22 protein-coding genes are annotated in these 22,827 nt (G+C 66.9%); 15 read left to right on the forward strand and 7 right to left on the reverse strand.

What is annotated here, in order from left to right; all coding sequences use genetic code 11:
- The first annotated feature begins 105 nt into the window (after positions 1 to 105).
- Both AC3WT0_RS15020 and AC3WT0_RS15025 read left to right on the forward strand, forming a co-directional pair.
- Positions 106 to 1,401: a glycoside hydrolase family 130 protein gene (locus AC3WT0_RS15020; protein ID WP_492754244.1), complete on the forward strand. Its 1,296-nt coding sequence runs from the start codon at positions 106 to 108 to the stop codon at positions 1,399 to 1,401.
- A 68-nt stretch (positions 1,402 to 1,469) separates the two neighbouring features.
- The gene (locus tag AC3WT0_RS15025) at positions 1,470 to 2,660 is read left to right on the forward strand and encodes an MFS transporter (protein WP_492754245.1); all 1,191 of its coding nucleotides are present in this window, start codon (positions 1,470 to 1,472) and stop codon (positions 2,658 to 2,660) included.
- A 4-nt stretch (positions 2,661 to 2,664) separates the two neighbouring features.
- Here AC3WT0_RS15025 and AC3WT0_RS15030 read toward each other — a convergent pair whose 3' ends face one another.
- Both AC3WT0_RS15030 and AC3WT0_RS15035 read right to left on the reverse strand, forming a co-directional pair.
- Positions 2,665 to 3,111, reverse strand: coding sequence for a DoxX family protein (locus tag AC3WT0_RS15030; protein ID WP_492754246.1), 447 nt, complete (start codon positions 3,109 to 3,111; stop codon positions 2,665 to 2,667).
- 29 nt (positions 3,112 to 3,140) lie between these two features.
- Positions 3,141 to 3,407 (reverse strand): BufA1 family periplasmic bufferin-type metallophore, encoded by a 267-nt coding sequence (locus AC3WT0_RS15035; protein ID WP_492754321.1) that lies wholly within the window; start codon positions 3,405 to 3,407, stop codon positions 3,141 to 3,143.
- 262 nt (positions 3,408 to 3,669) lie between these two features.
- On the opposite strand from AC3WT0_RS15035, the gene AC3WT0_RS15040 reads away from it, so the two are divergent.
- The 5 genes from AC3WT0_RS15040 to AC3WT0_RS15060 all read left to right on the forward strand — a co-directional run bounded on the left by AC3WT0_RS15040 (position 3,670) and on the right by AC3WT0_RS15060 (position 6,837).
- On the forward strand, positions 3,670 to 4,209 hold the full coding sequence (locus AC3WT0_RS15040; protein ID WP_492754247.1) for a sigma-70 family RNA polymerase sigma factor: 540 nt from the start codon (positions 3,670 to 3,672) through the stop codon (positions 4,207 to 4,209).
- Positions 4,206 to 4,847: a DUF1109 domain-containing protein gene (locus tag AC3WT0_RS15045; RefSeq protein WP_492754248.1), complete on the forward strand. Its 642-nt coding sequence runs from the start codon at positions 4,206 to 4,208 to the stop codon at positions 4,845 to 4,847. The genes AC3WT0_RS15040 and AC3WT0_RS15045 overlap by 4 nt, the downstream gene beginning before the upstream one ends.
- Before the next feature lie 78 nt (positions 4,848 to 4,925).
- Complete coding sequence (bufA2, locus tag AC3WT0_RS15050) at positions 4,926 to 5,195, forward strand: BufA2 family periplasmic bufferin-type metallophore (protein WP_492754249.1); 270 nt, start codon at positions 4,926 to 4,928, stop codon at positions 5,193 to 5,195.
- A 56-nt stretch (positions 5,196 to 5,251) separates the two neighbouring features.
- Entirely contained in the window at positions 5,252 to 6,094 is an 843-nt protein-coding gene (gene bufB / locus AC3WT0_RS15055; protein WP_492754250.1) for an MNIO family bufferin maturase, read from the forward strand.
- On the forward strand, positions 6,091 to 6,837 hold the full coding sequence (locus AC3WT0_RS15060; RefSeq protein WP_492754252.1) for an HvfC/BufC family peptide modification chaperone: 747 nt from the start codon (positions 6,091 to 6,093) through the stop codon (positions 6,835 to 6,837). Before bufB ends, AC3WT0_RS15060 begins: the two co-directional genes overlap by 4 nt.
- Before the next feature lie 7 nt (positions 6,838 to 6,844).
- Here the strand turns inward: AC3WT0_RS15060 and AC3WT0_RS15065 are convergent, their stop codons facing one another.
- From AC3WT0_RS15065 to AC3WT0_RS15075, 3 genes are all read right to left on the reverse strand, one after another.
- Complete coding sequence (locus tag AC3WT0_RS15065; RefSeq protein WP_492754253.1) at positions 6,845 to 8,980, reverse strand: S9 family peptidase; 2,136 nt, start codon at positions 8,978 to 8,980, stop codon at positions 6,845 to 6,847.
- Positions 8,981 to 9,172: 192 nt separating this feature from the next.
- Positions 9,173 to 10,474, reverse strand: a complete 1,302-nt coding sequence (locus AC3WT0_RS15070) for an MFS transporter (protein ID WP_492754254.1) — start codon at positions 10,472 to 10,474, stop codon at positions 9,173 to 9,175.
- 19 nt (positions 10,475 to 10,493) lie between these two features.
- Complete coding sequence (locus tag AC3WT0_RS15075) at positions 10,494 to 11,357, reverse strand: 2-keto-4-pentenoate hydratase (RefSeq protein ID WP_492754255.1); 864 nt, start codon at positions 11,355 to 11,357, stop codon at positions 10,494 to 10,496.
- Positions 11,358 to 11,409: 52 nt separating this feature from the next.
- On the opposite strand from AC3WT0_RS15075, the gene AC3WT0_RS15080 reads away from it, so the two are divergent.
- The 3 genes from AC3WT0_RS15080 to kduD are packed head-to-tail and all read left to right on the forward strand — an operon-like array spanning position 11,410 to position 14,100.
- Complete coding sequence (locus AC3WT0_RS15080; RefSeq protein WP_492754256.1) at positions 11,410 to 12,456, forward strand: LacI family DNA-binding transcriptional regulator; 1,047 nt, start codon at positions 11,410 to 11,412, stop codon at positions 12,454 to 12,456.
- Positions 12,457 to 12,511: 55 nt separating this feature from the next.
- Entirely contained in the window at positions 12,512 to 13,348 is an 837-nt protein-coding gene (kduI, locus tag AC3WT0_RS15085) for a 5-dehydro-4-deoxy-D-glucuronate isomerase (protein WP_492754257.1), read from the forward strand.
- Positions 13,345 to 14,100, forward strand: coding sequence for a 2-dehydro-3-deoxy-D-gluconate 5-dehydrogenase KduD (gene kduD, locus AC3WT0_RS15090; RefSeq protein ID WP_492754258.1), 756 nt, complete (start codon positions 13,345 to 13,347; stop codon positions 14,098 to 14,100). The genes kduI and kduD overlap by 4 nt, the downstream gene beginning before the upstream one ends.
- A gap of 19 nt (positions 14,101 to 14,119) precedes the next feature.
- Here kduD and AC3WT0_RS15095 read toward each other — a convergent pair whose 3' ends face one another.
- Positions 14,120 to 15,418, reverse strand: coding sequence for a pectate lyase family protein (locus AC3WT0_RS15095; protein ID WP_492754322.1), 1,299 nt, complete (start codon positions 15,416 to 15,418; stop codon positions 14,120 to 14,122).
- Between the two features lie 266 nt (positions 15,419 to 15,684).
- Here AC3WT0_RS15095 and AC3WT0_RS15100 point away from each other — a divergent pair, with 266 nt between their 5' ends.
- Entirely contained in the window at positions 15,685 to 18,492 is a 2,808-nt protein-coding gene (locus tag AC3WT0_RS15100; protein ID WP_492754260.1) for a TonB-dependent receptor, read from the forward strand.
- 132 nt (positions 18,493 to 18,624) lie between these two features.
- On the opposite strand, the gene AC3WT0_RS15105 is transcribed toward AC3WT0_RS15100, so the two are convergent.
- Positions 18,625 to 19,437 carry an energy transducer TonB gene (locus AC3WT0_RS15105; RefSeq protein ID WP_492754261.1) on the reverse strand — a complete coding sequence of 271 codons (813 nt, stop codon included), beginning with the start codon at positions 19,435 to 19,437 and terminating at the stop codon, positions 18,625 to 18,627.
- A 238-nt stretch (positions 19,438 to 19,675) separates the two neighbouring features.
- On the opposite strand from AC3WT0_RS15105, the gene AC3WT0_RS15110 reads away from it, so the two are divergent.
- Genes AC3WT0_RS15110 through AC3WT0_RS15125 form a run of 4 tightly spaced genes read left to right on the forward strand, consistent with a single transcriptional unit; the run spans position 19,676 to position 22,736 of the window.
- Positions 19,676 to 20,365, forward strand: coding sequence for a PepSY-associated TM helix domain-containing protein (locus AC3WT0_RS15110; protein ID WP_492754323.1), 690 nt, complete (start codon positions 19,676 to 19,678; stop codon positions 20,363 to 20,365).
- A gap of 14 nt (positions 20,366 to 20,379) precedes the next feature.
- Positions 20,380 to 20,859 carry a DUF2271 domain-containing protein gene (locus tag AC3WT0_RS15115; protein WP_492754262.1) on the forward strand — a complete coding sequence of 160 codons (480 nt, stop codon included), beginning with the start codon at positions 20,380 to 20,382 and terminating at the stop codon, positions 20,857 to 20,859.
- An 11-nt stretch (positions 20,860 to 20,870) separates the two neighbouring features.
- Positions 20,871 to 21,752 (forward strand): DUF4198 domain-containing protein, encoded by an 882-nt coding sequence (locus AC3WT0_RS15120; protein WP_492754264.1) that lies wholly within the window; start codon positions 20,871 to 20,873, stop codon positions 21,750 to 21,752.
- Entirely contained in the window at positions 21,753 to 22,736 is a 984-nt protein-coding gene (locus AC3WT0_RS15125) for an FAD:protein FMN transferase (RefSeq protein ID WP_492754265.1), read from the forward strand. It abuts the gene before it with no gap.
- The last annotated feature ends 91 nt before the right edge of the window (positions 22,737 to 22,827 follow it).

Consider the following 22,827-nt stretch of genomic DNA (forward strand, 5'->3'; position numbering starts at 1 on the left):
TCCCACAGAGTGTATCCTGGATGGGAGGCCGGGTGGGGGAGCGGGCCGGTGCCGCGCCTGATCCGGATTCCCGGATCAGGCTTAAGAGATCGGGAGTAAAAGCAGATGGGCGACGGCGAGACGACGATCGACAGCGGCATCATTCTCCGATCGGACCCCAAACGCACGGTGATCCGCCCGTTCGAGCCGGGCGACCCGCCGGGCTTCGGCGTCGAGGGGCGGCCGCGTGCCCAGCGCATCGCCGACCGCATCCTCGAACTCGATGCCGACGCGCTCCACGCCGAGCTGAAGGCGATGACCGACGCGCTCGCCCCGCGCCACCGCGATCTGGAAGCAATCCTGATGCGCCGGTTCGAGGAAGTGAACGGCCTCGTCATCGACCGCTGCCTCGTCCCGCGCGAACAGGCGCTGCTGATCGGCGCCTATTTCAGCGAGGAATATTCGTACGAGGCGGCAGCGCTGTTCAATCCCAGCATCGTCCTGCATCCCGATCAGGGCGGCGTCGGCGAAGGCGCGCTGCGCTTCATCATGTCGCTGCGCGGAATCGGCGAGGGACATGTCTCCTCGGTCACCTTCCGCACCGGCATCTGGGAGGCCGACGGCACGATCATCGTCGATACGCCCAGCCGCTACTCGGTCGCGCCGCGCGTTACGCGCGAGGATGGCGACATGATCCGCCTCGGCTGCGCGGAGAGCCATGACATATCCGAAACGGTGATCTTCCCCCTCACCCCGGCGCAGCGGCAGGGGATCGAGGATGTCCGCCTCGTCCGCTTCCTCGACGATGACGACGCGACGCCGCGTTATTTCGGCACCTACACCGCCTATAGCGGATCGACGACGCGGCAGGAGATGCTCGACACCGAGGATTTCTCGAACTTCGGGATGCGTCCGGTGACCGGGCCGATCGCATCGGGCAAGGGCTTGGCGATCTTTCCGCGCCTGATCGGCGGGCGCTATGCCGCGCTCGCCCGCCACGACAATGAGAATATCTGGCTGCTCACCTCCGACGATCTCTACGCCTGGGAAGGCGGTGGCCGGCTGCTGACCCCGCGCTGGCCGTGGGAGTTCGTGCAGATGGGCAATTGCGGATCGCCGATCGAGATCGACGAGGGCTGGCTGGTCATCACCCACGGCGTGGGCATGGTCCGCAACTATTGCATCGGCGCCTGTCTGCTCGACCGCGACGATCCCGCGCGCGTGCTGGCGCGGACCGAAGCGCCGATCCTGCGTCCGGACGAAGGCGATCGTGACGGCTATGTCCCCAATGTCGTCTATAGCTGCGGCGCGATCGCCAAGGGCCGGACGCTGCTGCTCCCCTATGGCGTGGCCGACAGCTATGCCACGTTCGCGACGGTGGACATCGATCGACTGGTGAAAGCGATGAAACCGGTTTCATGAGACCTTGAAGCCAGCAGGGCTATGCGCCTATCTGGACGCTGTTGCACCGCAGCATCGGGAACCCCGCCATGTCAGCTTCCGCGAGCCGTCATCCCGGCCTCGTCATGTTCGCGCTCGCCACGGGCGGCTTCGCGATCGGCACCGCCGAATTCGCGGCGATGAGCCTGCTCCCCTATTTCTCCGCCGGGCTTCACATCGACGCACCGACGGCGGGCCATGTGATCAGTGCCTATGCGCTGGGCGTGGTGACGGGCGCGCCGGTGATCGCGGTGCTGGCCGCGCGCGTGGCGCGGCGGACCCTGCTCATCGGCCTGATGCTCTTCTATGCCATCGCCAATCTGCTGAGCGGACTGGCTCCCGACTATCACATGATGCTGCTTTTCCGCTTCCTGAGCGGGCTGCCGCACGGCGCCTATTTCGGCGTCGCGGCGCTTGTCGCGGCGTCGCTGGTGCCGGCGAACAGGCGCGCGCAGGCCGTAGCGCGGGTGATGGCGGGGCTGACCGTCGCGACGATCCTCGGCGTGCCGGCGGCAAGCTGGGTCGGTTTCGCGATCGGCTGGCGCTGGGGCTTCGTGATCGTCGCGGCGCTCGCGACGCTGACCGCGCTGCTCGTCTGGCTCTACGCCCCGCACGATCCCCCCGCCGAGGGCGCGAGCCCGCTGCGCGAATTGGGCGCGCTGGGCAACCGGCAGGTGTGGCTGACGCTCGCGACTGGCGCGATCGGCTTCGGCGGGCTGTTCGCCGTCTATACCTATGTCGCCTCGACGATGATCGAGGTGACGCATGTCTCGGAAGCGCTGGCGCCGCTCGTCCTCGCCATCTTTGGCGTCGGGCTGACGCTGGGCAATCTCGGCGCGGCATGGGCGGCGGATCGCGCGCTGATGCCGACGGCGGCGGGGATGTTCCTGTGGAGCGCCGTATCGCTCGCGCTCTTTCCCTTCGCCGCGCCCCATCTGTGGAGTCTGTCGATCGTCGTCTTCCTGATCGGCATCGGCGGCGGCGTCGGCACCGTGCTGCAGACCCGGCTGATGGACGTGGCGGGGGACGCCCAGACGCTTGCCGCGGCCCTTCATCACAGCGCCTTCAACCTCGCCAACGCGATCGGACCCTGGCTGGGCGGGCTGGCGATCGCCGCCGGCTATGGCTGGACCTCGACCGGCTGGGTCGGCAGCCTGCTGGCGCTGGGCGGTCTCGCCATCCTCGGCATCGCCGCGCTCGATGCGCGGCGCGGCGCGGGAAAGCCCGCGCCGGCCTGCTGACCGATCAGGCGGCCAGCCGCCGCCTGAACAGCGCATCGAGCGAAATCGCGCCGCCGCCCTGTGCGATGAGCGGAAGCAGCAGCCCCGCCCAGCTGAGATGCGTCGGCCAGGCATCGGGATAGACGAAGATCTCGATCACCGCCGTCATGCCGAGCAGCGCCAGCGCCGCCGGGCGCGTGGCAAGGCCGAGAACGAGCAGGATCGGGAAGAGATGCTCCGAATAGGTCGCGACGTGCGCCGCGAGTTCGGGCGGCATGAAAGGCAGCGCATAATCGGTGCGGAACAGTTCGTAGGTACTGTCGGTGATGGTCAGCAGCCCTTCGACCTTGGTGCGCCCCGACGTGAAAAACACCGCCGCAATGCCGAGGCGCGCGACCAGAAGCAGCAGGGCGGGCGGCAGCAGGCGCTGCGCGAGCGACGCCGCGCGCCGATAGAGATTGGGGATGCTCATGCTGTGGCTCCTTCCGGTCGCGCGATCGGTCACGACGCCTTGGGCGTCAGCGAGCCGTAGCCCTTGGGGGTCTTGGTCTTGGTGCAGGTGCCGGCGGGGACGAGCTTCCACGCGTCGCCCTGATAATTGACCTTGGAGGTGCCGGCGCAGCTGGTGCCCGCGCCCGCCTTGCAATCATTCTTGCCGGCCAGCGAAACGCCGTAGCATTTCTCCATCGGCTTCTGCCCGCCCGCGGCATTGGCGGTGCCCGCGCCGGCGATGGCGACGGTCAAGGCCGCCGCGACGATGGTCGTCATATTGGTCATGTTCTTCTCCGTGATTGCGATGAAATCGGCATCCGCGCCCGGCATGCGGCCGGCCATGTGGAGCACGGGCCGGCCGCAAGGTGACCGGCTGGGGGCGCTGAAATGCCGGAACACGCCCGACAGTTCGGCGCTGTCGCGGCAACGGTTACGACCGACGCGATTTTTGTCGCGCCTCCCAAAAAAACGTGAGCGCCCGTCATTCCGACTGTAACTTCGCGCGCGACCCGCGCGAAAAGGCGGTTCGGGAGTGCGCATGCGAGCAGGCGAGGAACAGTTGCGGGCATGGATGGTGGCTGGGCTGGACGGCGATGCCGCAGCGCATGCCGTGTTGCTGCGCGCGCTCGTCCCCATGCTGCGCGCCTTCTATCGCCGCCGCGTCGGCAGCGGCGACCATGATGTCGAGGATCTGGTGCAGGAGACTTTGATCGCGGTGCATACGCGCCGCGCCACATATGACCGGGATCGCATGTTCAGCGCCTGGCTGTTCGCGATCGCGCGCTACAAGATGATCGATCATTTCCGCCGCGCACGCCACATGGTCGATGTCGAGGACGTGCAGGAGATGCTGGTCGCCGAAGGCTTTGAGGACGCCAGCAATGCCCGGATGGACGTCGACCGGCTGCTGGGCGCGCTGCCGCCCAAGCAGGCGCGCGCGATCCGCGCGACGCGCATCGAGGGGCTGAGCGTCGCCGAGGCCGCCGAAGGCGCGGGCATCGGCGAATCGGACCTGAAGGTCTCGGTTCATCGCGGGCTGAAGCGCCTGGCCCAGCGCATCGTGGGGGACGGGCGATGAACACCGACATGCTGATCGATCAGCTTGCCACCGACGTGAAGCCCGTGCCGCGCCACGGCGTCATGCGCAGGATCGGCCTCGGCGTCGCCGCCGGCGCGATCGTCACCGTCGGGCTCATCGGCCTGTGGCTGGGCTTCCGCGCCGATCTGATGCAGGCGATGCACGGTTTCCATTTCTGGATGAAGTGGAGCTACACCGCGTCGCTGTTCATCGGATCGCTGATCGCGACCGCGCGGCTCGCCCGCCCCGACGCCCAGCCGCTCCGCTGGTTGTGGCTGCTCGCCATCCCGGTGCTGCTGCTCGCCGCCGTCACCACGATCGAGATGATGCACGCGCCGCCGGCCGACTGGCTGAAGATGTGGTTGGGGCATAGCTGGAAGCGCTGCCCGTGGATCGTGCTGATGCTTTCCGCGCCGATCTTCATCGGGCTGCTCTGGTCGTTCCGTCGGATGGCGCCGACGCGGCTGCGCGCGGCGGGGGCGGCGGCGGGCATGGCGGCGGGGGCCTGCGCCGCGACGCTTTACTGCATGCATTGCCCCGAGGTCTCGGCGCTGTTCGTGCTGACCTGGTATTCGCTCGGCATCCTGCTCGCCGCCGCGATCGGCGCACTGATCGGCCCGCGTTTCCTGCGCTGGTAAAGTTATGCTGTAACCGGTCGGCACCCGGCGTCGAAACAGCAAGCGCCATCACGGCAGACTCTATTTCGGGAGAATGAAATGATCAGCATCAAGTCGGGCGCCAGCGTCGCCGCCTCCGCCGCGCTTCTTGCCATCGCCGGCCTGTCGGTCGCAGCGCCGGCCAATGCCGCGTCGCACGAAGGCGCGGCCAAGGTCCACTGCTACGGCGTCAACACCTGCAAGGGCACGTCGGACTGCAAGACCGCAAAGAATGACTGCAAGGGCCAGAACAGCTGCAAGGGCCAGGGCTTCAAGGAAATGTCGTCCAAGCAGTGCACCGCCGCCGGCGGCAGCCTGACCGAGAAGTAAGCGGCAGCGCGCCCGGCTGCCCCAAGGCGGCCGGGCCGCGTTCACGGAGACGCACCATGACCGTCCCGCGCCTTGCGGACCATCATTTCGGGCTGGGGCTGCGCAAGCCGCATTATGCCGAGTTTCTCGACGGCGAGGTGCCCGTCGACTTCGTCGAGGTCATCTCCGAGAATTTCATGGTCCCCGGCGGGCGGCCGCGCGCCATATTGCGCCGCATCCGCGAGAAGCATCCGGTCGCGCTCCACGGCGTGTCGATGTCGATCGGGTCGGCCGATGGCCTTGATGCCGATTATCTGAAGCGGTTGCGCGCGCTGTTCGACGAGATCGATCCGCTCTTCGTCTCGGACCATCTCAGCTGGTCGCGGATCGACGGCTTCAATTCGCATGACCTGCTGCCGCTGCCCTATACCGAAGAAGCGCTCGCCACCGTCTGCGCCAATATCCGCCGCGCTCAGGATGCGCTGGGGCGCACGATGCTGATCGAGAATCCGTCGAGCTATATCGCCTTTCCCGGCGCGCCGATGACCGAGTGGCAGTTCATCGAGGCGATGTGCGCCGAAACCGGCTGCCACCTGTTGCTCGACGTCAACAATGTGTTCGTCAGCGCAAGCAATCATGGCTTCGATGCGCTCGCCTGGCTGGGCGGAATCCCCGCCGGTCGCGTGCGCCAGATCCACCTCGCCGGCCATTCGCAGGGTCGCGACATGCTGATCGACACGCATGACCGCCCCGTGCCCGCATCGGTCTGGGATCTTTACGCCCATGCCGTCGCGCTGACCGGCCCCGTCGCGACGATGATCGAGCGCGACGACGACATCCCCCCGCTCGCCGATCTGCTCGCCGAGCTGGATTGCGCGCGCGCGATCGCCGGCGGTGTGCGGGCCTGCGTCGCGGCATGAGCCTGATCGCCCTGCAGCGCGACTTTCGCGCCTGGCTCGACGGCGCATCGGACGACGCGGCGGCACGGATCGGGCCGCAGGCGGCGGCCGGGCTGCTCGTCTATCAGAATAATTATCGCGCCGCCCTGATGGCCTGCCTTGCCGACACGTTCGAGCGGGTGCGCGCCTGGATCGGCGAGGATGCGTTCGAGGCGGCGGCGATCGCGCATATCCGCGGCCACCCGCCCCATGCCTGGACGCTCGACGCCTATGCCGAGGGCTTCCCCGACAGCATCGCCGCGCTCTGGCCCGACGACCCCGAAGTCGGCGATCTGGCGTGGATCGACGGTGCGCTGGCCGAAGCCTTCGTCGCGCCCGATGCCGATCCGGTCGCGATGGCCGATCTAAGCGCGATCGACTGGGACAATGCCGTGCTGCGCTTCAGCCCCTCGATCGCGCTGGCTCCCGCCGCCAGCAACGCCGCCGCCATCTGGTCGGCGCTGTCGGCCGGAGAAGCCCCGCCCGCCACCGCGCGCCTGCCGATCCCCGGAGCGATCATCGTCTGGCGACAGGATGGCATGTCCTGCTTCCGCAGCATCGAGACGGTCGAACGGCTGGCGATCGATCATGCGATGAGCGGCGCGAGCTTCGGCGCGCTCTGCGCGATGCTGGTCGACAGCCTCGGCGAAGCGGAAGGCGCCGCGCAGGCCGGCGCGCTGCTCGGCCAGTGGTTGCGCGACGGCCTGATCGTGGGCGTGGATTAAAACATCCTCATTTCACCGGCCCGCCGTTCACCGCCGGCGCGCCCTTCAGATAATGGCCGAGCCAGGCCTGCACTTCCTTGTAGAATTGCCGGCTGTCCTCGGGCTTGGTGATCCAGTGCCATGCGTCGGGCCAGACGAGCAGGCGGCTGGGCACCTGCATCCGCTGCAGCGTCGACCAGGCCTCGAGCGTATTCGCCAGCGGCACGCGATAGTCGCGCTCGCCGATGCTCATCAGCATCGGGGTCTTCCAGTCGGCGCCGTAGGTGATCGGGCTCTGGTCGCGCCACACCTTGCTGTCGCCCCAGGGCGGCCCGCCGCTGGCGACCTCGCGGCCATAGTTGAAGTCGCTCGTCCCCCACTGGGTCAGCAGGTCGACTTCGCCGGCATGGCTGACGAGACATTTGTAGCGCGTCGTCGTCGCCTCGATCCAGTTGGTCAGGTGGCCGCCATAGCTCGCCCCGCCTGCGCAGGCATTGCCCGCGTCGATGAAGGCGTAGCGCTTCGCTGCCTCGTTCACCGCCTCGTCGATTTCCTCGGCGGGGCCGCGCAGCGGATCGAGCTTGATGTTGCGCGCGAACTGCTCGCCATAGCCGGTCGAGCCCGTATAGTCGGTCAGGAGCACGACATAGCCGGGTGCGGCGAGCAGATGATAGTTCCAGCGCAGCCCGATCTGGTCGGCATTGCTGCTCGCCGGCCCGCCATGGATGATGACGAGCAGCGGATATTTCTTCTTCGGGTCGAAGGCCGGCGGGGTGACGATCATGCTGTGGATCGTCCGCCCCTTCTTGCTGATAAAGCTGAAATGTTCCGGGCTGCTCCAGTCGATCGTCGCGGCGAGCGCGGTGTTGACGCTGGTCAGGTTGGCGTGGCTTTTCTTCGCCGGATCGACGCGCACGATCTCGACCGGGCTGACCGAGCTGCCATAGCCGGCGATCAGGCGAAGCTGCTTCGCCTTGTCGGGGATGACGAGGCTGGTGTACCCGCCGGTCCTGGGCGCGATCACCAGCTCGGGCTTTCCGCCGTCGATGCCGAGGCGGTAGATATTCTCGTTCGCCGCCTCGGGCACCAGCATGTAGATTTGACGGCTGTCTGGGGTGACGGCGAAGGAGGCGGGTTCGCGATCGAAGCCCGCCGTCAGCGTCGTGATCGCGCCGCCCGCGGGCCAGCCGACCTTGGCAAGGCGCGGCAGGTCATAGACTTCCTGCCCTTGCGTGTTGTGCGTGAAGAGCAGGGCGCGGCCGTCGGGCGTGAAGGTGGGATCGGAAAATTCGCCCGCTTCCTCGGTAACCGGCTTCGGCTCGCCGCCCTCGGCGGGGATGCGGTAGAGCTTGTAGTTGACGCGCGCGAACGCGGCGTTCCAGCGCTCGGTCGTCGCGATGAAGACGATCTCGCGCCCGTCGGGGCTCCATACCGGCGACAGCGTCGCGCCGCCGTCGCCCTGCGCCGACCCGAAGAACCCCTCCTGCGCGGCGAGGTTGGTCGGCGCGATGATGTCGCGCGCGGCCGCGCCATCAACGAGCGGCTGAACCATGATCGTCGGGCGCTTCTCGTCGATCCACTGGTTCCAGTAGCGGATCGGGAAATGTTCGTAGACGCGGACATTATATTTGCGCGCCTTGATCGCGGCGGCATCGGCGCGGTTTGCGGCATCGTCCTTCGCGTCGGGGAAGACCGAGGATTCGAAGAGGATCGCCTGCCCGTCGGGGCGCCATTGCGGATTGGACGCACCGGTCGACACGCTCGTCGCGCGCACCGCCTCGCCGCCCGCGAGATCGAGGATATAGACTTGCGGCGCATCGTCGCCGTCGCGCTTGGCGACAAAGGCGATGCGGCGGCTGTCGGGTGACCAGGCTGCGTCGCTCTCGCCGCCCTTGCCGCTGGTCAGGCGGCGGGGGGCGGCCGATCCGTCGGCCGGGACGATCCACAGGTCGGTGACGGCCTTGTCGGCTTCATAGGAAGGCTCGTTGAGCGTGTAGACGACCCAGGCGCCGTCGGGGCTGACGACCGGCGCGCCGACGCGCTTCATCATCCACAACGTCTCGTGCGTGATCGGGACCCTGCCCGCCGCCGACGCCGCCATCGGCACCAGCGCGGTGCCGAGCGCAAACGCCAGCAGGCCAGCCGAAAAACGTGATGCGCGCATGATTGCCCCCTCGAAGAATCGTTCTGATCCTTAAGGACTAGCGGAGCGACGCAGCCATGTCTCTCCTCGCCGCGAGCGGGCCGAGCCTGAACGGGAGGTGATTTCCCGTCATTGCGAGCGCAGCGAAGCAATCCAGTCCGATGTCGAACATCCCTGGATTGCTTCGCTGCGTTCGCAATGACGAAATATGGCCTAGATCTCGATCCGTTCGGCGACGGGCTGGAGGCGCGGGCTGAGCAGGTGAACCACACCCAGCGCGAAGAAATAGGCGCTGCCCGCGACGACGAAGATCGGCGTGTAGCTGCCGATGCTGTCGAGGACGTAGCCGGTATATTTGGACATCACCATGCCGCCGACCGCGCCCAGCGTGCCGCCGATGCCGATCACCGATCCCACCGCCGCGCGCGGGAACAGGTCCGACGGCAGCGTGTAGAGGTTGGCGGAGAAGGCCTGATGCGCCGCCGTCGCGATGCCGATCACCAGCACCGCCACCCACAAATTGTCGTAATGCTGCGCAAAGAAGATGGGCGTGACCGCGATGGCGCAGCCGAGCATCGTCATCTTGCGCGCGAAATTGCAGCTTCGCCCCGCCTTCATCATCGTCGACGATGCCCAGCCGCCGACGATGCTGCCGACGTCGCTCAGCACGTAGATGGCGACGAGCGGCGGGCCGAAGCTCTTGAGGTCGAGGCCATAGCGTTCGCCCAGATAGCCGGGCAGCCAGAAGAGGAAGAACCACCAGATCGGGTCGATGAAGAATTTGCCGAGCGCATAGGCCCAGGTCTCGCGCACGCCGATCAGGCGGCGCCAGGGCAGCGGCTTGACCGGGTCGGCGGGGTCGCTTTCGATCCACGCCAGCTCCGCCGACGATAGGCGCTTCTGCTCGCGCGGGCGGCGATAGATGGCGACCCAGGCGATCAGCCAGACGATGCTGAACAGCCCGGTGACGATGAAGGCCATGCGCCAGCCATAAGCAATGGTCAGCCAGGGGACGATCAGCGGCGTGATGATCGCGCCGACATTGGCGCCGGCGTTGAACACGCCGATCGCCAGCGCACGCTCCTTGGCGGGGAACCATTCGGTCACCGCCTTGATGCCGGCGGGGAAATTGCCAGCCTCGCCCACGCCCAGTCCGAAACGGACGGCGGCGAACTGGGTGACGCTGTGGACGAAGCCGTGGCCGATATGCGCGGCCGTCCAGATCACGAAGGCGATGGCATAGCCGAAGCGCGCGCCGATCCGGTCGACGATGCGGCCGAAGCCGATATAGCCGATCGCATAGGCGGCCTGGAACCAGAAGACGATGTCGGCATAGGCGGTCTCCGTCCAGCCGAGTTCGAGCGACAATGTCGGCTTGAGCACGCCGATCATCTGGCGATCGACATAGTTGATCGCGGTCGCCGCGAAGAGCAGCGCGACGATCACCCAGCGATAGCGGCCGGCCCTGCCCGCCGCTGCTTCCGTCACCGCCGCGGCGTTGCCCTGACCTGCCATATACGCATCCCCTTCATTTTCACTCCGCCCGCGGCTCTGCGGCCACGATACGGCATTCGATCGCTTCCTCGTCGCCGAAACGCGCAACGGCGGTCTGCCCCGGTGCGATCGGATGGACCCCGCTGACGGCGCCCGTCGACACCCAAGTGCCCGGCGGCGGCGTGATGCCGCGCGCGGCAAGATTTTCAAGCAGCGCGCGGAGCGACCCGGCGCTGCCGTCGGGGAAGGACGACGCCTTGCCCTCGCCGATCGTCACGCCGTCAATCAGCGTCGCCACCCGCCAGTCGTCGATCGCGCGGTCACGCCAGCCGACGATCTCGGGGCCGATCACCAGCCCGTTATTGTTGCCGAAGTCCGACGCCGTCACCAGCGGGCCGAGCGCGTTGATCCCCGGAAAGGGCGAGCTCGCGATCTCGAACCCCAGATGCACAGCATCGACGGTGGCGAGCGCATCGTCGAGCGTCCAGTGAAGCCGGCCCGGCTCGACCATGCCCAGTTTGAACAGGAATTCCGATTCGATCGCACCGAATCCGCCCTCGAAAACGGCGACTTCCGGCCGGTCTTCCGCGTCGGTCAGGCTGCCCGCGAAGATCGGGCCGCACAGCCGCGTCGTCCCCAGCTCCACATCGAGCGGCGGGGGCACCCGGCCGACTTTCCAGCCCACCACCGGCGCCCCCCACAGCGCGATCGCGCGGTCCTGAATGGCATAGGATTGGGCGAAGGAAAGCGGCGGATTTCCGGGATATTCGGGCAATGCCCGCGCCGCCTTTCGCGCGGCGACGAACGCCTCGGCGATCGCCTCATTCCCCGTCGCTGCTTGCTCGTCCGCCATCGGCACTGCTTTCCTCTCGTCGGCGAACGAGCTATAGGAAACCGGTGTCATTGTCCATGCCCTGTCCGCGCGCTATGCGGGGCGGGCAAGGGGAGTATCGGGTTTGAGCGAGGGTGCGGGCGGTTCGCGGGGCGGAAAGCCGACGATCAACGACATTGCGCGACTGGCCGGCGTGTCGAAGAAAACGGTGAGCCGCGTCATCAACCGCTCGCCGCTGCTCAACGAGGAGACCCGCCGTCGCGTCGACGCGGTGATCGCCGAGACGGGCTATGTCCCCAACCCCCAGGCGCGCGCGCTGGCGCTGCGGCGCAATTTCCTGATCGGGCTGGTCCACGACAACCCCAATGCCCAGATGGTGCTGGGGATGCAGCAGGGCATATTGGGCGTGCTGGCCAACACCGAATATGAGCTGATCGTCCGCCCGGTGAACCGCGGGTCGCCGACGATGGCCGACGACATCCGCGCCTTCCTGACGCGCCAGCGGCTCCACGGCATCGTGCTGCTGCCGCCGATTTCCGAGAATGACGCGCTCGCCGCGCTCTGCGACGAGCTGGACTGCCGCTATGTCCGCATGGGATCGGCGCAGCTCGACCAGCCCGAGCGGATGGTCGGCTCCAACGACCGCGAGAGCGTGCGCGAGGCCACGCAGTTCCTGATCGAGCAGGGGCACCGGACGATCGGGATCGTCACCGGACCGCAGGGCTTCCGCTCGGCCTTCGAGCGCCGGTCGGGTTTTGGCGAAGCGCTGGCGGCGGCCGGGATCGAGCTACCCGACGCGCTGGTCGTCGAAGGCACTTACCGCTTCGAATCGGGTGTGGCGGCCGGGCACAGGCTGCTCGATTCGCGCCCGCGCCCGACGGCGATCTTCGCGTCCAACGACGAGATGGCGGCGGGCGTGCTCCACGCGGCGCGCGCGCGCGGGCTCGACGTGCCCGGCGATCTTTCGATCATCGGTTTCGACGATACGTCGATCGCCGCGCATCTCTGGCCCCCGCTTACCACCGTGCGCTGGCCGATCGCCGACATGGCGCGCGCCGCCGCCTACAAGCTGCTTGCCGACACGCCCGACGCCGACGCGCAGGCCGCCGCGCCTTCGCTCTTCCTGTCGACGCTGATCAAGCGCGCATCGGTCGCGCAGCCGCGCGGCTGATGCTTGATTCGTCGAATGACACCGGTTACCAATCGCGCCGAGAGGAAATCCCGACATGTACGTGAAAACCTACCACGCAACTCACCCCGACATGATGGACAGCGTCAGCAACGACGCGCTGCGCGACCGCTATCTGGTCGGCGGACTGTTCCGCGAGGGCGAGGTCGTCCTCAACTATTCGCACAATGAGCGCTTCGTGATCGGCGGCGCCGCGCCCGGCGCGGCCCCGGTCGCCCTCCCCCGCCAGGCCGAGCCGGCCTCGGCCGCGGGCAAGCCCTTCCTCGAACGCCGCGAGATGGCCGTCGTCAATGTCGGCGGCGCGGAAGGCACCGTCACCGTCGACGGCGCCGACTATGCGCTGGCGACAAAGGAAGCGCTCTACCTGCCGATGGGCACCACCGATGTAAGCTTCGCCGGCAAGGGCGCGCGCTTCTACATCGTCAGCGTCCCCGCGCACGCGACCTTCCCGATCAAGAAGATCACGCTGGCCGAGGCCAATCCGCTGGAGCGCGGCGGGCTTGAGGGATCGAACGAGCGGACGATCTACCAGCTCGTCATCCCCGGCGTCTGCCAGTCGGCCCAGCTGCTGATGGGCATGACGATCCTGAAGCCCGGCAGCGTGTGGAACACCATGCCGCCGCATCTCCACGATCGCCGGTCGGAAATCTATTTCTACTTCGATCTCGAAGGCGACGATCGCGTCTTCCATTATATGGGCGAGCCCGATTCGATGCGGCACATCGTCGTCGGCAACGAGGAAGCGGTGATCTCCCCCCCCTGGTCGATCCACATGGGTTCGGGCACCAAGGCCTATGCCTTCATCTGGGCGATGGGCGGCGAGAATCTCGACTATACCGACATGAATGTCCTCGACATCTGCCAGCTCAAATGACCGGGCTCTTCGATCTTAGCGGCAAGATCGCCGTCGTCACCGGCGCGAATACCGGCATCGGGCAGGGCATCGCTGTCGCGCTGGCTAGGGCTGGCGCGGACGTGGCGGTCGTCGGGCGATCGGCCTGCGACGAAACGGTCGCGCTGATCGAGGCCGAAGGGCGCAAGGCGGCGTTCATCGCCGCCGACCTCTCGACCATCGCGCCGGTCCAGTCGATCGTCGACGAAACGATCGAGCGGCTCGGCGGGCTCGACATCCTCGTCAACAACGCCGGGATCATCCGCCGCGCCGACGCCGTCGATTTCAGCGAGGCGGACTGGGACGCGGTGATCGACACCAACCTGAAAAGCGTCTTCTTCCTCTGCCAGGCGGCGGGGCGGCATATGATCGCCGGGGGACGCGGCAAGATCATCAACATCGCATCGATGCTCAGCTTCCAGGGCGGGATCCGCGTGCCCAGCTATACCGCATCCAAATCGGGCGCGGCGGGGCTGACCAAGCTGCTGGCCAACGAATGGGCGGCCAAGGGCATCAACGTAAACGCGATCGCGCCGGGCTATATCGCGACCAACAACACCGCCGCGCTGCAGGCCGACGAGGCGCGCAACAAGTCGATCCTCGACCGCATCCCCGCCGGCCGCTGGGGCGCGCCCGACGATATGGGCGGGGCGGCCGTTTTCCTCGCCTCGCGCGCGTCGGACTATGTCAACGGCCATATCCTCGCGGTCGACGGCGGCTGGCTCGCGCGCTGAGGCCGAGCCTGCCTCCCGCTCAGTGCGCCTTCTTGCCCTGCGGCGACTGGACTTCGTGCACGGCATGCTGGCCCGGATAGACGCCTGATTTCGGCTCCATCGTGTCGAGGTTCCACGCGGCGGGATCGAAGGCGGTGCGCGTCGGTTCCCTGACGTCGGGATAGCCGCCGACCTGCTTCTCGTCGTTGATGATTTCGCCGCGCCCCTCGGCGACGTCGAAGACCAGACGGGCGTCGTCGGCGTCGCGGTCCCACGGCCGCGCGCCGGCCATGGCGAGAATGTCGGTCTCGACCTCGTCCGAAGGCAGCACCGCAAGCCCGGCAGGCCAGACATCGGGCTCGGCGACCGTGACCAGCTTCGCGGTGGTGACGCCGTAGCGGCCGAACATCGGCAGCGGACTACCGATCCGATCGACCGCGACATTGTCCTTGGCGTAATAGCGCAGGTCCCCCGCGCCGCCGAGCATCAGGAAAGCGAGCGGCTCGGTCGAGCGGCCACCGCGCAGGACGTTGCCGACCGCCGACAATTGGCCGGGCACATAGGGATGCCCCGCCCATTCGAGCGCCATGAGATTATAGTGGATCGCGCGCTGGCCAGGGTCGTAGATCAGATTGTTGACCACCGCCGCCTGCACGCCGCCTTTGAGCAGCGGATTGCGCTCGTAATTATGCGCGTAGAGATTGCGGTAGATCAGGATCTGCGTCGCGTTGTCGTGGATCAGCGATCCCTTGCTGTGCTCGCCCTTGGGATGGCTGCCGTTGGCGATCCCCTCGCCCGCGATATTGTAGGAGAAGGTGATGCGGTAGGACGCGCCCTTGCGCCAGCTTTCGAGCGTATCGCCCGAGAAGCGCGGGCCTGACGCCGACATATTCTCGTCGAGCGCCCAGAGGAAGGAGCAGTGATCGACGATCACGTCGTGCGCGCCGACCGTCGAGATCGCATCGGCCTCCCAGCCGCTGCGGATCGGCTGGCCGTCTACGCCCGTGCGGACGCGGATGTGGCGGATGATCACGTCATGACCTTTCACGTCGATCCCGCCGCGGATAATCGTGATCCCCGGCGACGGCGCGGTCTGGCCGGCGATCGTCAGGAAAGGCTCGCTGATCGTCAGCACGCTACGCCCGAGATCGATCACGCCGCCGACCTCGAACACGATGATGCGCGGCCCCTTCGCCTCGATCGCCTCGCGCAGCGAACCGGGTCCGCTGGCCGCCAGCGTCGTGACGCGAATGATTCGCCCGCCGCGCCCGCCCGGCGTTTCCGCCGCCCATCCGACCGCGCCCGGAAAGGCCGGAACCGCATGCGCGGCGCCCGACACCGTGCAAGCAAGCAAGGCGAAAGCGGCGAAAAACTTGGGTTTCACAGGCAGGCTCCACTCGCTTCTTGACAGCGGCCTAGCGCCGCTTCATTTTTATGACACCGGTTACTTAACCGCAAACGAGACCATCGCCAAGATGGCCGGCAAGGGAGGATGGGGCAGAGACATTCCGCCACATTCTGGTTTTTCAGGCCCGGGGGGTCGATAGCGGCTTTGCGCCGACGATCGATGATACCGGTGTCATCAGAACGAAGGGGAGGTTTTTGATGAAGACGGCAGGCGGCACTATCGCGACGACATGGCTGGGGGCGGCTTCGGCTTTCGCGCTTGCGGCGGGCGTTGCCGGCGCGGCGCAGGCGCAGATCGCAGAGGCCGACGGCGTGGATGCGGCAGTCGACGACATCGTCGTCACCGGCTTTCGCGCCAGCCTCAATTCGGCATTGACCGCCAAGCGTGACGCGGTGGGCATCGTCGACGTCATCAAGGCCGAGGACATCGCCGAATTCCCCGACAACAATCTCGCCGAATCGATCCAGCGCATTCCGGGCGTGACGATCACGCGCGATCAGGGCGAAGGCCGCCAGATCACCGTGCGCGGCCTGGGGCCGATCTTCACCCGCGTCCGCATCAACGGGATCGAGGGCCTGTCGACCACCGGCGGCGCCGACTCGTCGGGCGGTGCGAACCGCAGCCGCGCCTTCGACTTCAACGTCTTTGCGTCCGAGCTGTTCAACGCGATCACCGTGCGCAAGACCGCCTCGGCCGATGTCGAGGAAGGCTCGCTCGGCGCGACCGTGGATCTCCAGACCGCCCGCCCCTTCGACTATAAGGACGATTTCACGCTGGCCGGTTCAGGCCAGGTCGGCCTCAACGATCTGTCCAACGCGGTCGACCCGCGGCTGGCCGCGCTGGTTTCGGCCAAGCTCGCCGACGGCAAGATCGGTATCCTGCTGTCCGCCGCCTACAGCGAGCGCGGCATCCGCGAGGAAGGCCCCTCGACCGTGCGCTGGGAACGCGGCACCGACAATGGCGGGTTCAGCCCGCTGTCGACGCTGCCGACCGGCGCCAATCAGGGCTTTGCCTTCTTCGCCCCGCGCATTCCGCGTTACGACAGCTATCTGTACAAGACCAAGCGCCTCGGCCTGACCGGATCGATCCAGTTCCAGCCGACCGAGCATACGCTGCTGACGATCGACGCGCTCTACGCCAACTTCAAGTCGGACCGGTCAGAGCAATATCTGGAGGCGATCTCGTTCAGCCGATCGGGCACGGGCAAGCCGCAGACGGTGATCCTGCCGGGCGCCGAAGTCGACGCCACCAACAGCCTCGTCAAGGGCACGTTCAACAATGTCGACGTCCGCGTCGAATCGCGCTTCGACAAGCTGGAGACCAAATTCCAGCAATATACCGCGAACCTGCATCAGGATCTGGGCGAGCATATCCGCTTCGACCTGCTCGGCGGCTATTCGCGCTCGCAATTCTCGAACCCGATCCAAACGACGATCACGCTCGATGCGAACAACGTCCAGGGCTATAATTACGACTTCACCGACGGGCGCATGCCGACGCTTGGCTATGGCAATCTGAACGTCACCAATCCCAACGCCTTCACGCTTTCGGAGATCCGGCTGCGCCCGCAATATGTCGACAATGATTTCCGCGTCGGTCGCGCCCAGATCGAGTTCGACGTGATCGAGGGGATCAAGATCCGCGTCGGCGGCGATTACAAGCGCTATACCTATAGCAGCGAGGAATATCGCCGGACGAGCGAAACCGCGGTGCCGACGCTCGCGGCGGGGCAGCTCGCGTCGCTATCCCAGCTCTACTCGATCAGCAGCGGAACGCCGACCAACGGCACGCCCCACAGCTTCGTCATCCCCAATCTCGCCGCCTTCGCGAGCGCTTTGAACATTTATTCCAACAGCGGCACCTATGCGCTGACCGGCATCAACAACAACAGCGCACAGGGCAATTGGCGCGAAGTGCGTGAGCGCGATCTCGGCGGCTTCGCGCAAGCCGTATTCGAAACCGAGATCGCCGGCATGGAGCTGCGCGGCGACGCCGGCGTGCGCTATGTCGACACGCGGCAATTTTCGAGCGGCTATTCGGGCGGCGCGGCCAATCCGTCGCTGATCACGGCGAGCCGCAGCTACGGCAACTGGCTGCCCTCCGCGAACCTCAGCCTCAACATCACGTCCAATTTCATCGCCCGCGCGGGTATCGCGCGTGTGATGGCGCGGCCCGACCTCGGCAATCTCTCGCCGGGCGGTTCGTTCAGCATCTCGGGCGGCAACCGCACCTATACGCGCGGCAACCCCTATGTCGATCCGACCAAGGCGACTGACTACGACCTGTCGTTCGAATGGTATTTCGCGCCGCAATCGGCGATCGTCGTCGGGTTGTTCTACAAGGATATCTCCAGCTTCGTCGCGACGACGGCGCAGCAGATTCCGTTCAATCAGCTCGGGCTGCCCGACAGTTTCCTGAACGGCACGACAGTGCTGCCGACCGATCTGTTCACGGTCACCCAGCCGATCAATTCCAAGGGCGGATCGCTGAAGGGCATCGAAGTCGGCTTCCAGACGCCGTTCAAATTCCTGCCCGGCTTCCTTACGCATACCGGCGTGCAGGCGAACTACACCTATGTCGACTCGAAGATCACTTACCCGCTCTCGACCGCGGCCAATGCGCCCTCGATCACCCAGCCGCTGGTCAATCTGTCGAAGCACAGCGCCAACGCGACGCTCTACTATGAGGATGAGCGCTTCTCGCTGCGCGGCTCGCTTGCCTATCGCAGCGGCTATCTGACCAACGTCCCCGGCCGCAACGGCGTGAGCCCGCCCGCCGCGACTGCCGGCCAGCCGACCTATAACAATGTCGAGGGCACGCACGGCACGACGACGATCGATGCGCAGGCCTCGCTCAAGATCACCAAGAACTTCACGCTGACGGTCGAGGCACTCAACCTCACCGACACCTATATCGATCAGTATATCGACAGCGCCGCCGACCGGTTAAGCGTCTACCACCACACCGGCCGGCAATTCTATTTCGGCGGTCGCTTCAAGTTCTGAGGGTCGCGCACTCGAGGGAAGGCGGCTCCGGAGGTAACTCGGGGGCCGCTTTTCTTCTGCGCGCTTGAGAGCGGCGCTCGCGGATTTCAAACAAGCTCCCGACCGATGATGGGCCCCGTTTGCCGACGAATGTCAGGCGTGGTTCCCGGCGGGGCTCAGCATGAAGGGAATCTTGACCAGCCCCTTGACCCTGACGGCTTCCCCACCACGCATTGTCGGCAACCAGCGCCAGCCCCTGACGGCGACCAGCGCGGCGCTGTCGAGCCTTTCGAACCCGCTCGATTGCGCGACCGAAACGCTTTCGACCGCTCCGTCGAGCGAGAGAAGCACCGACAGCACGACCGTGCCCTGCTCATGTTTGCGGCGCGATTCGAGCGGGTAGCGCGGCGGCGTTGCCGAGATCATCTTCGTCGACAGATCGACCCCGTCGACCGGCCCGGCCATACGCACGGGCGCGGGCGCCGGAGCGGGGGCGACCACCGCGGCCTGGACGGGCGGCGGTGTCGGCGTGGTATGTACCGGATTGACGACTGGCGCCGCGATCTGAACGATCGGCGGCGGCACGACGACCTGCGGCTGCGCAACCTTGATATCGAGCGGCTTGTCCGGCTCGGCGGGCGGCGGCGGGGGAGGTGGCATCAGGTTGATGACGTGGAGTTCGTGCCGGTGATGCTTGAAGTGCGGGCCATGATGAAGAAGCAGGCTCGCAAAGGCGACACCGACGATGGCGCAGGACGCGATCAGCGCAACGGGGCGATGCTTGCCGCCCGCACCATAGCGCGAGGGTTCAAAGGGAACGGGCTTGAGCGTGCGGACAGCCCGACCGCCTGTCGAGTCGGTGCTCGATTCAGGCTCGAGCGCCAGCGCATCGCCGCCGCCGCTCAGCATGTCTCGCCGCCCCTGATCATTGCCCCAACGCTCCGCGATATGACTATTGAGAAGCATTCGCATAGCCTTTCGCGTCCGAAAGGTCGAGCCTGTCCGTGAATCTACGCAGCCGGACGGCTGCGCCACCTCCCGAAACGGGGGCGCAAGCGGCGGAGAAAATGGCTTGCGATTCCCCGTCCGCGCATTATTGCGACTAATTATCAATACGACGGTCGCGCGTTGGTCCGCCGGAGCTTTGTGCGCCCAATTGTCAGTTGCATTCCCCCTGGAGCCGACCCTGACCGACCCTCTTGCCATGCCCGCCGATACGCAGCGAACGGAGGCGGCTGCCGCGAATGGGCCAGGCGGCGGAGCGCCGGCGCGCGCCGGGCCGAAGCGCAAGAAGCGGCACACATGGTGGCTGAAGCAGCTTCACACCTGGCACTGGATCAGCGCGGCGGTGTCGCTTGCCGGAATGCTGCTGTTCGCGGCGACGGGCATCACGCTCAATCATGCGGCGTCGATCGAGGCGAGGCCCGTCGTCACCGATCGCTCGGCGACGCTGCCCTCCGAACTGCTCGCGCAGCTTGCCCATCCGGCCAGCGCCAGCGCGCCACTGCCCCCCGCAGTCGCCGATATGGTGAAGCGCAAGGTCGGTCTCGATCCGGCGGGCAAGCCGGGCGAATGGTCCGATGCCGAAGTCTATGTCGCAATGCCGCGCCCGGGCGGCGACGCCTGGGTGAGCATCGACCGCGCGAACGGCGACATCAGCGCCGAAGTGACGACGCGGGGCTGGATCTCCTACCTCAACGACCTGCACAAGGGGCGCAACACCGGCGGCGCATGGTCGTGGTTCATCGATATCTTCGCGGGCTTCTGCCTGCTCTTCACGCTCACCGGCCTGCTCCTCCTCCAGCTTCACGCCAAGCATCGCCCGTCGACCTGGCCGCTGGTGGGGCTGAGCCTCGCCATTCCGCTCATTCTCGCCATCCTGTTCATCCACTGAAGGTGCTCTGGCCTATGCGTAGCTCTTCCCTTGTCCTGATCGGCGGCGTGATCGCCGCGCCGGCAGCCGCCGGTACGGTGACCGTCACCATCCCGCGCCTCAACGTCGCCGAATATCACCGCCCCTATGTCGCGGGCTGGATCGAGCCGGCGGGCGGCGGCGCAGCCCGCACTGTCTTCGTCTGGTACGACGTCAAGAAGGGCGGGAACGAGCCGGGCACCAAATGGCTTGCCGATCTGCGCACATGGTGGCGCAAGGGCGGCCGCAGCCTCAAGATGCCGGCCGACGGCGTGAGCGGTGCGACGCGCGCGCCGGGCGCCTACACCATCCCGCTGCCCGCCGACCTCAAGCCCGGCCAATATGTGCTGAACATCGAGGCCGCGCGCGAAACCGGCGGGCGTGAGCTCGTCTCCGTTCCGCTGTCCGTCCCGACCAAGCCGGCCTCCGCCTCGGGCAAGGGCGAGCTCGGCGCCGTCACTCTCTCCGCTCGCTGAAAGGCTCAACGATGAAGCGTTCAAACCTGCTGATGCTCGCTGCAGCCGCGCTGCTGCCGCTTGCCGCCCCCGCCCAGGCTCACCGCCAGTGGCTGCTGCCTTCGGGCACGATCTTCTCGGGCCAGGATCCGTGGGTGACGGTCGACGCCGCCGTCTCCAACGACCTGTTCTTCGCCGATCACCAGCCCTTCCGCCTAGACGGCGTGAAGGTGTGGCAGCCCGACGGCACGCCGGGCAAGATCGAGAATGGCTCCACCGGCCGCTATCGCTCGACCTTCGACGTGCATCTCGACAAGCCGGGCACGTGGAAGATCGGCACCGAGATGTCGGGCGTGATGGGCAGCTTCAAGGTCAATGGCGAGGAACGCCGGGTCGGCGGCCGCCGCGGTCCTCCGGGTGGTCCGGGTGGTCCGGGTGGTCCGGGTGGTCCTCAGGCCGGCGCTCAGCGCCCGTCTGTTGCAACCGTCGCTGAAATTCCGGCCGATGCAACCGACGTCAAGCTGACCGAGACGATCAACCGCAACTATATCTTCGTCACCTCGGGCGAACCGACGACGACGGTGTTCACGCCGACCGGCAAGGGGCTCGAGCTGTCGCCGATCACGCACCCCGACGAGCTGGTCGCGGGCGAGCCGGCGAAGTTCAGGTTCCTCGTCGACGGCAAGCCGGCGAGCGGCCTCAAGGTCACCATCATCCCTGGCGGCAAGCGCTACCGCGATGCCGAAGGCGGTTTCGAGGTGACGACGGGCGCCGACGGCGTCGCGACGATCAACTGGCCGACGGCGGGCATGTACTGGCTGAACGCCACGCTGACCGACAACAAGCCGAGCGAACCGCGCGCGACCGAGCGCCGTATGGGCTTCACCACGACCGTCGAGGTGATGGCGCCCTGAATGATCGCTTTGTCGGCCGTCCCGCGTATCGCCGTTCCCGAGCATCTCTCGGCGGCGGCGTTCGCGGGGCACGATGACAGCCTGCCCATCGTCGATCTCGCAGGGGAGACGATGGGCACCTATTGGACGGTGCGCTTCGCCGCGCCGCGCGGCTGCGTGGTGCTGGCGATCCAGTCTGCGATCGAAGCGCGCCTCGCCACGATCGTCGACGAGATGAGCCATTGGCGGCCGGATTCGCTGCTCAGCCGCTTCAACGCTGCCCCCGCCGGCAGCTGGTTCTCGCTGCCGCCCGATTTCGCCCATGTCGTCGCCGCCGGCCTCGCCATCGCCGAGGCCGGCGAAGGCGCCTTCGATCCCACGATGGGTCGGCTGACCGACCTGTGGGGCATCGGCCCGAGGCCGGCGAGCCAGCCGCCGTCGCAGACCGCGATCGCCGGGGCGCTGGGCCAGTCGGGCTGGCGCGCATTGTCCTTCGATCCCGCCGCGCGGCGTCTGCGCCAGCCGGGCGGGCTGTGGCTCGACCTGTCGGGAATCGCCAAGGGCCATGCGGTCGATGCGGTGGCCGATCTGCTTGCGGCGCACGGCATTGCCCATGCGCTTGTCGAGGTGGGGGGCGAACTGGTCGGGCGCGGCGTGTGCCCCGATCTCGATCCCTGGTGGGTCGATCTCGAAACCCCGGCGACGGGCGTCGAGCCTTTGCGCATCGCGCTTCACCAGTTGGCGGTCGCGACGTCGGGCGATTATGTGCGCGGCCCGCACACGATCGACCCGCGCACCGGCATGCCGCTGGTCGATGCTCTGGCGGTGAGCGTCTGCCACCCCAGCGCGATGATCGCCGATGCGTGGGCGACGGCGCTGACCGTTGCCGGCGCCACCGGAGGCCCGATCCTTGCCGACGAACATGGCATCGCCGCGCGCTGGATCATGCGCAACGGCGACGCTTATCGCGAAATCCTGTCCCCGGCTTTCGCCGCTATGCTCTGACCCCCCGTCATTGCGAGCGCAGCGAAGCAATCCAGACGATGCCAGGCGCCTGACTGGATTGCTTCGCTGTGCTCGCAATGACGGAAAAGAA

This window comes from Sphingomonas sp. EU05-FHT14C10 (assembly GCF_058790595.1).

What these genes read in the sequence shown, in the direction of transcription:
- AC3WT0_RS15035 (WP_492754321.1), bottom strand. Translation starts at nt 3,407, where the DNA reads ATGACGACCATCGTCGCGGCGGCCTTGACCGTCGCCATCGCCGGCGCG.
- AC3WT0_RS15105 (WP_492754261.1), bottom strand. Translation starts at nt 19,437, where the DNA reads ATGCTTCTCAATAGTCATATCGCGGAGCGTTGGGGCAATGATCAGGGG.
- AC3WT0_RS15065 (WP_492754253.1), bottom strand. Translation starts at nt 8,980, where the DNA reads ATGCGCGCATCACGTTTTTCGGCTGGCCTGCTGGCGTTTGCGCTCGGC.
- AC3WT0_RS15025 (WP_492754245.1), top strand. Translation starts at nt 1,470, where the DNA reads ATGTCAGCTTCCGCGAGCCGTCATCCCGGCCTCGTCATGTTCGCGCTC.
- AC3WT0_RS15045 (WP_492754248.1), top strand. Translation starts at nt 4,206, where the DNA reads ATGAACACCGACATGCTGATCGATCAGCTTGCCACCGACGTGAAGCCC.
- bufA2 (WP_492754249.1), top strand. Translation starts at nt 4,926, where the DNA reads ATGATCAGCATCAAGTCGGGCGCCAGCGTCGCCGCCTCCGCCGCGCTT.
- kduD (WP_492754258.1), top strand. Translation starts at nt 13,345, where the DNA reads ATGACCGGGCTCTTCGATCTTAGCGGCAAGATCGCCGTCGTCACCGGC.
- AC3WT0_RS15110 (WP_492754323.1), top strand. Translation starts at nt 19,676, where the DNA reads ATGCCCGCCGATACGCAGCGAACGGAGGCGGCTGCCGCGAATGGGCCA.
- AC3WT0_RS15030 (WP_492754246.1), bottom strand. Translation starts at nt 3,111, where the DNA reads ATGAGCATCCCCAATCTCTATCGGCGCGCGGCGTCGCTCGCGCAGCGC.
- kduI (WP_492754257.1), top strand. Translation starts at nt 12,512, where the DNA reads ATGTACGTGAAAACCTACCACGCAACTCACCCCGACATGATGGACAGC.
- AC3WT0_RS15075 (WP_492754255.1), bottom strand. Translation starts at nt 11,357, where the DNA reads ATGACACCGGTTTCCTATAGCTCGTTCGCCGACGAGAGGAAAGCAGTG.
- AC3WT0_RS15060 (WP_492754252.1), top strand. Translation starts at nt 6,091, where the DNA reads ATGAGCCTGATCGCCCTGCAGCGCGACTTTCGCGCCTGGCTCGACGGC.
- AC3WT0_RS15040 (WP_492754247.1), top strand. Translation starts at nt 3,670, where the DNA reads ATGCGAGCAGGCGAGGAACAGTTGCGGGCATGGATGGTGGCTGGGCTG.
- bufB (WP_492754250.1), top strand. Translation starts at nt 5,252, where the DNA reads ATGACCGTCCCGCGCCTTGCGGACCATCATTTCGGGCTGGGGCTGCGC.
- AC3WT0_RS15120 (WP_492754264.1), top strand. Translation starts at nt 20,871, where the DNA reads ATGAAGCGTTCAAACCTGCTGATGCTCGCTGCAGCCGCGCTGCTGCCG.
- AC3WT0_RS15115 (WP_492754262.1), top strand. Translation starts at nt 20,380, where the DNA reads ATGCGTAGCTCTTCCCTTGTCCTGATCGGCGGCGTGATCGCCGCGCCG.
- AC3WT0_RS15125 (WP_492754265.1), top strand. Translation starts at nt 21,753, where the DNA reads ATGATCGCTTTGTCGGCCGTCCCGCGTATCGCCGTTCCCGAGCATCTC.
- AC3WT0_RS15020 (WP_492754244.1), top strand. Translation starts at nt 106, where the DNA reads ATGGGCGACGGCGAGACGACGATCGACAGCGGCATCATTCTCCGATCG.
- AC3WT0_RS15100 (WP_492754260.1), top strand. Translation starts at nt 15,685, where the DNA reads ATGAAGACGGCAGGCGGCACTATCGCGACGACATGGCTGGGGGCGGCT.
- AC3WT0_RS15070 (WP_492754254.1), bottom strand. Translation starts at nt 10,474, where the DNA reads ATGGCAGGTCAGGGCAACGCCGCGGCGGTGACGGAAGCAGCGGCGGGC.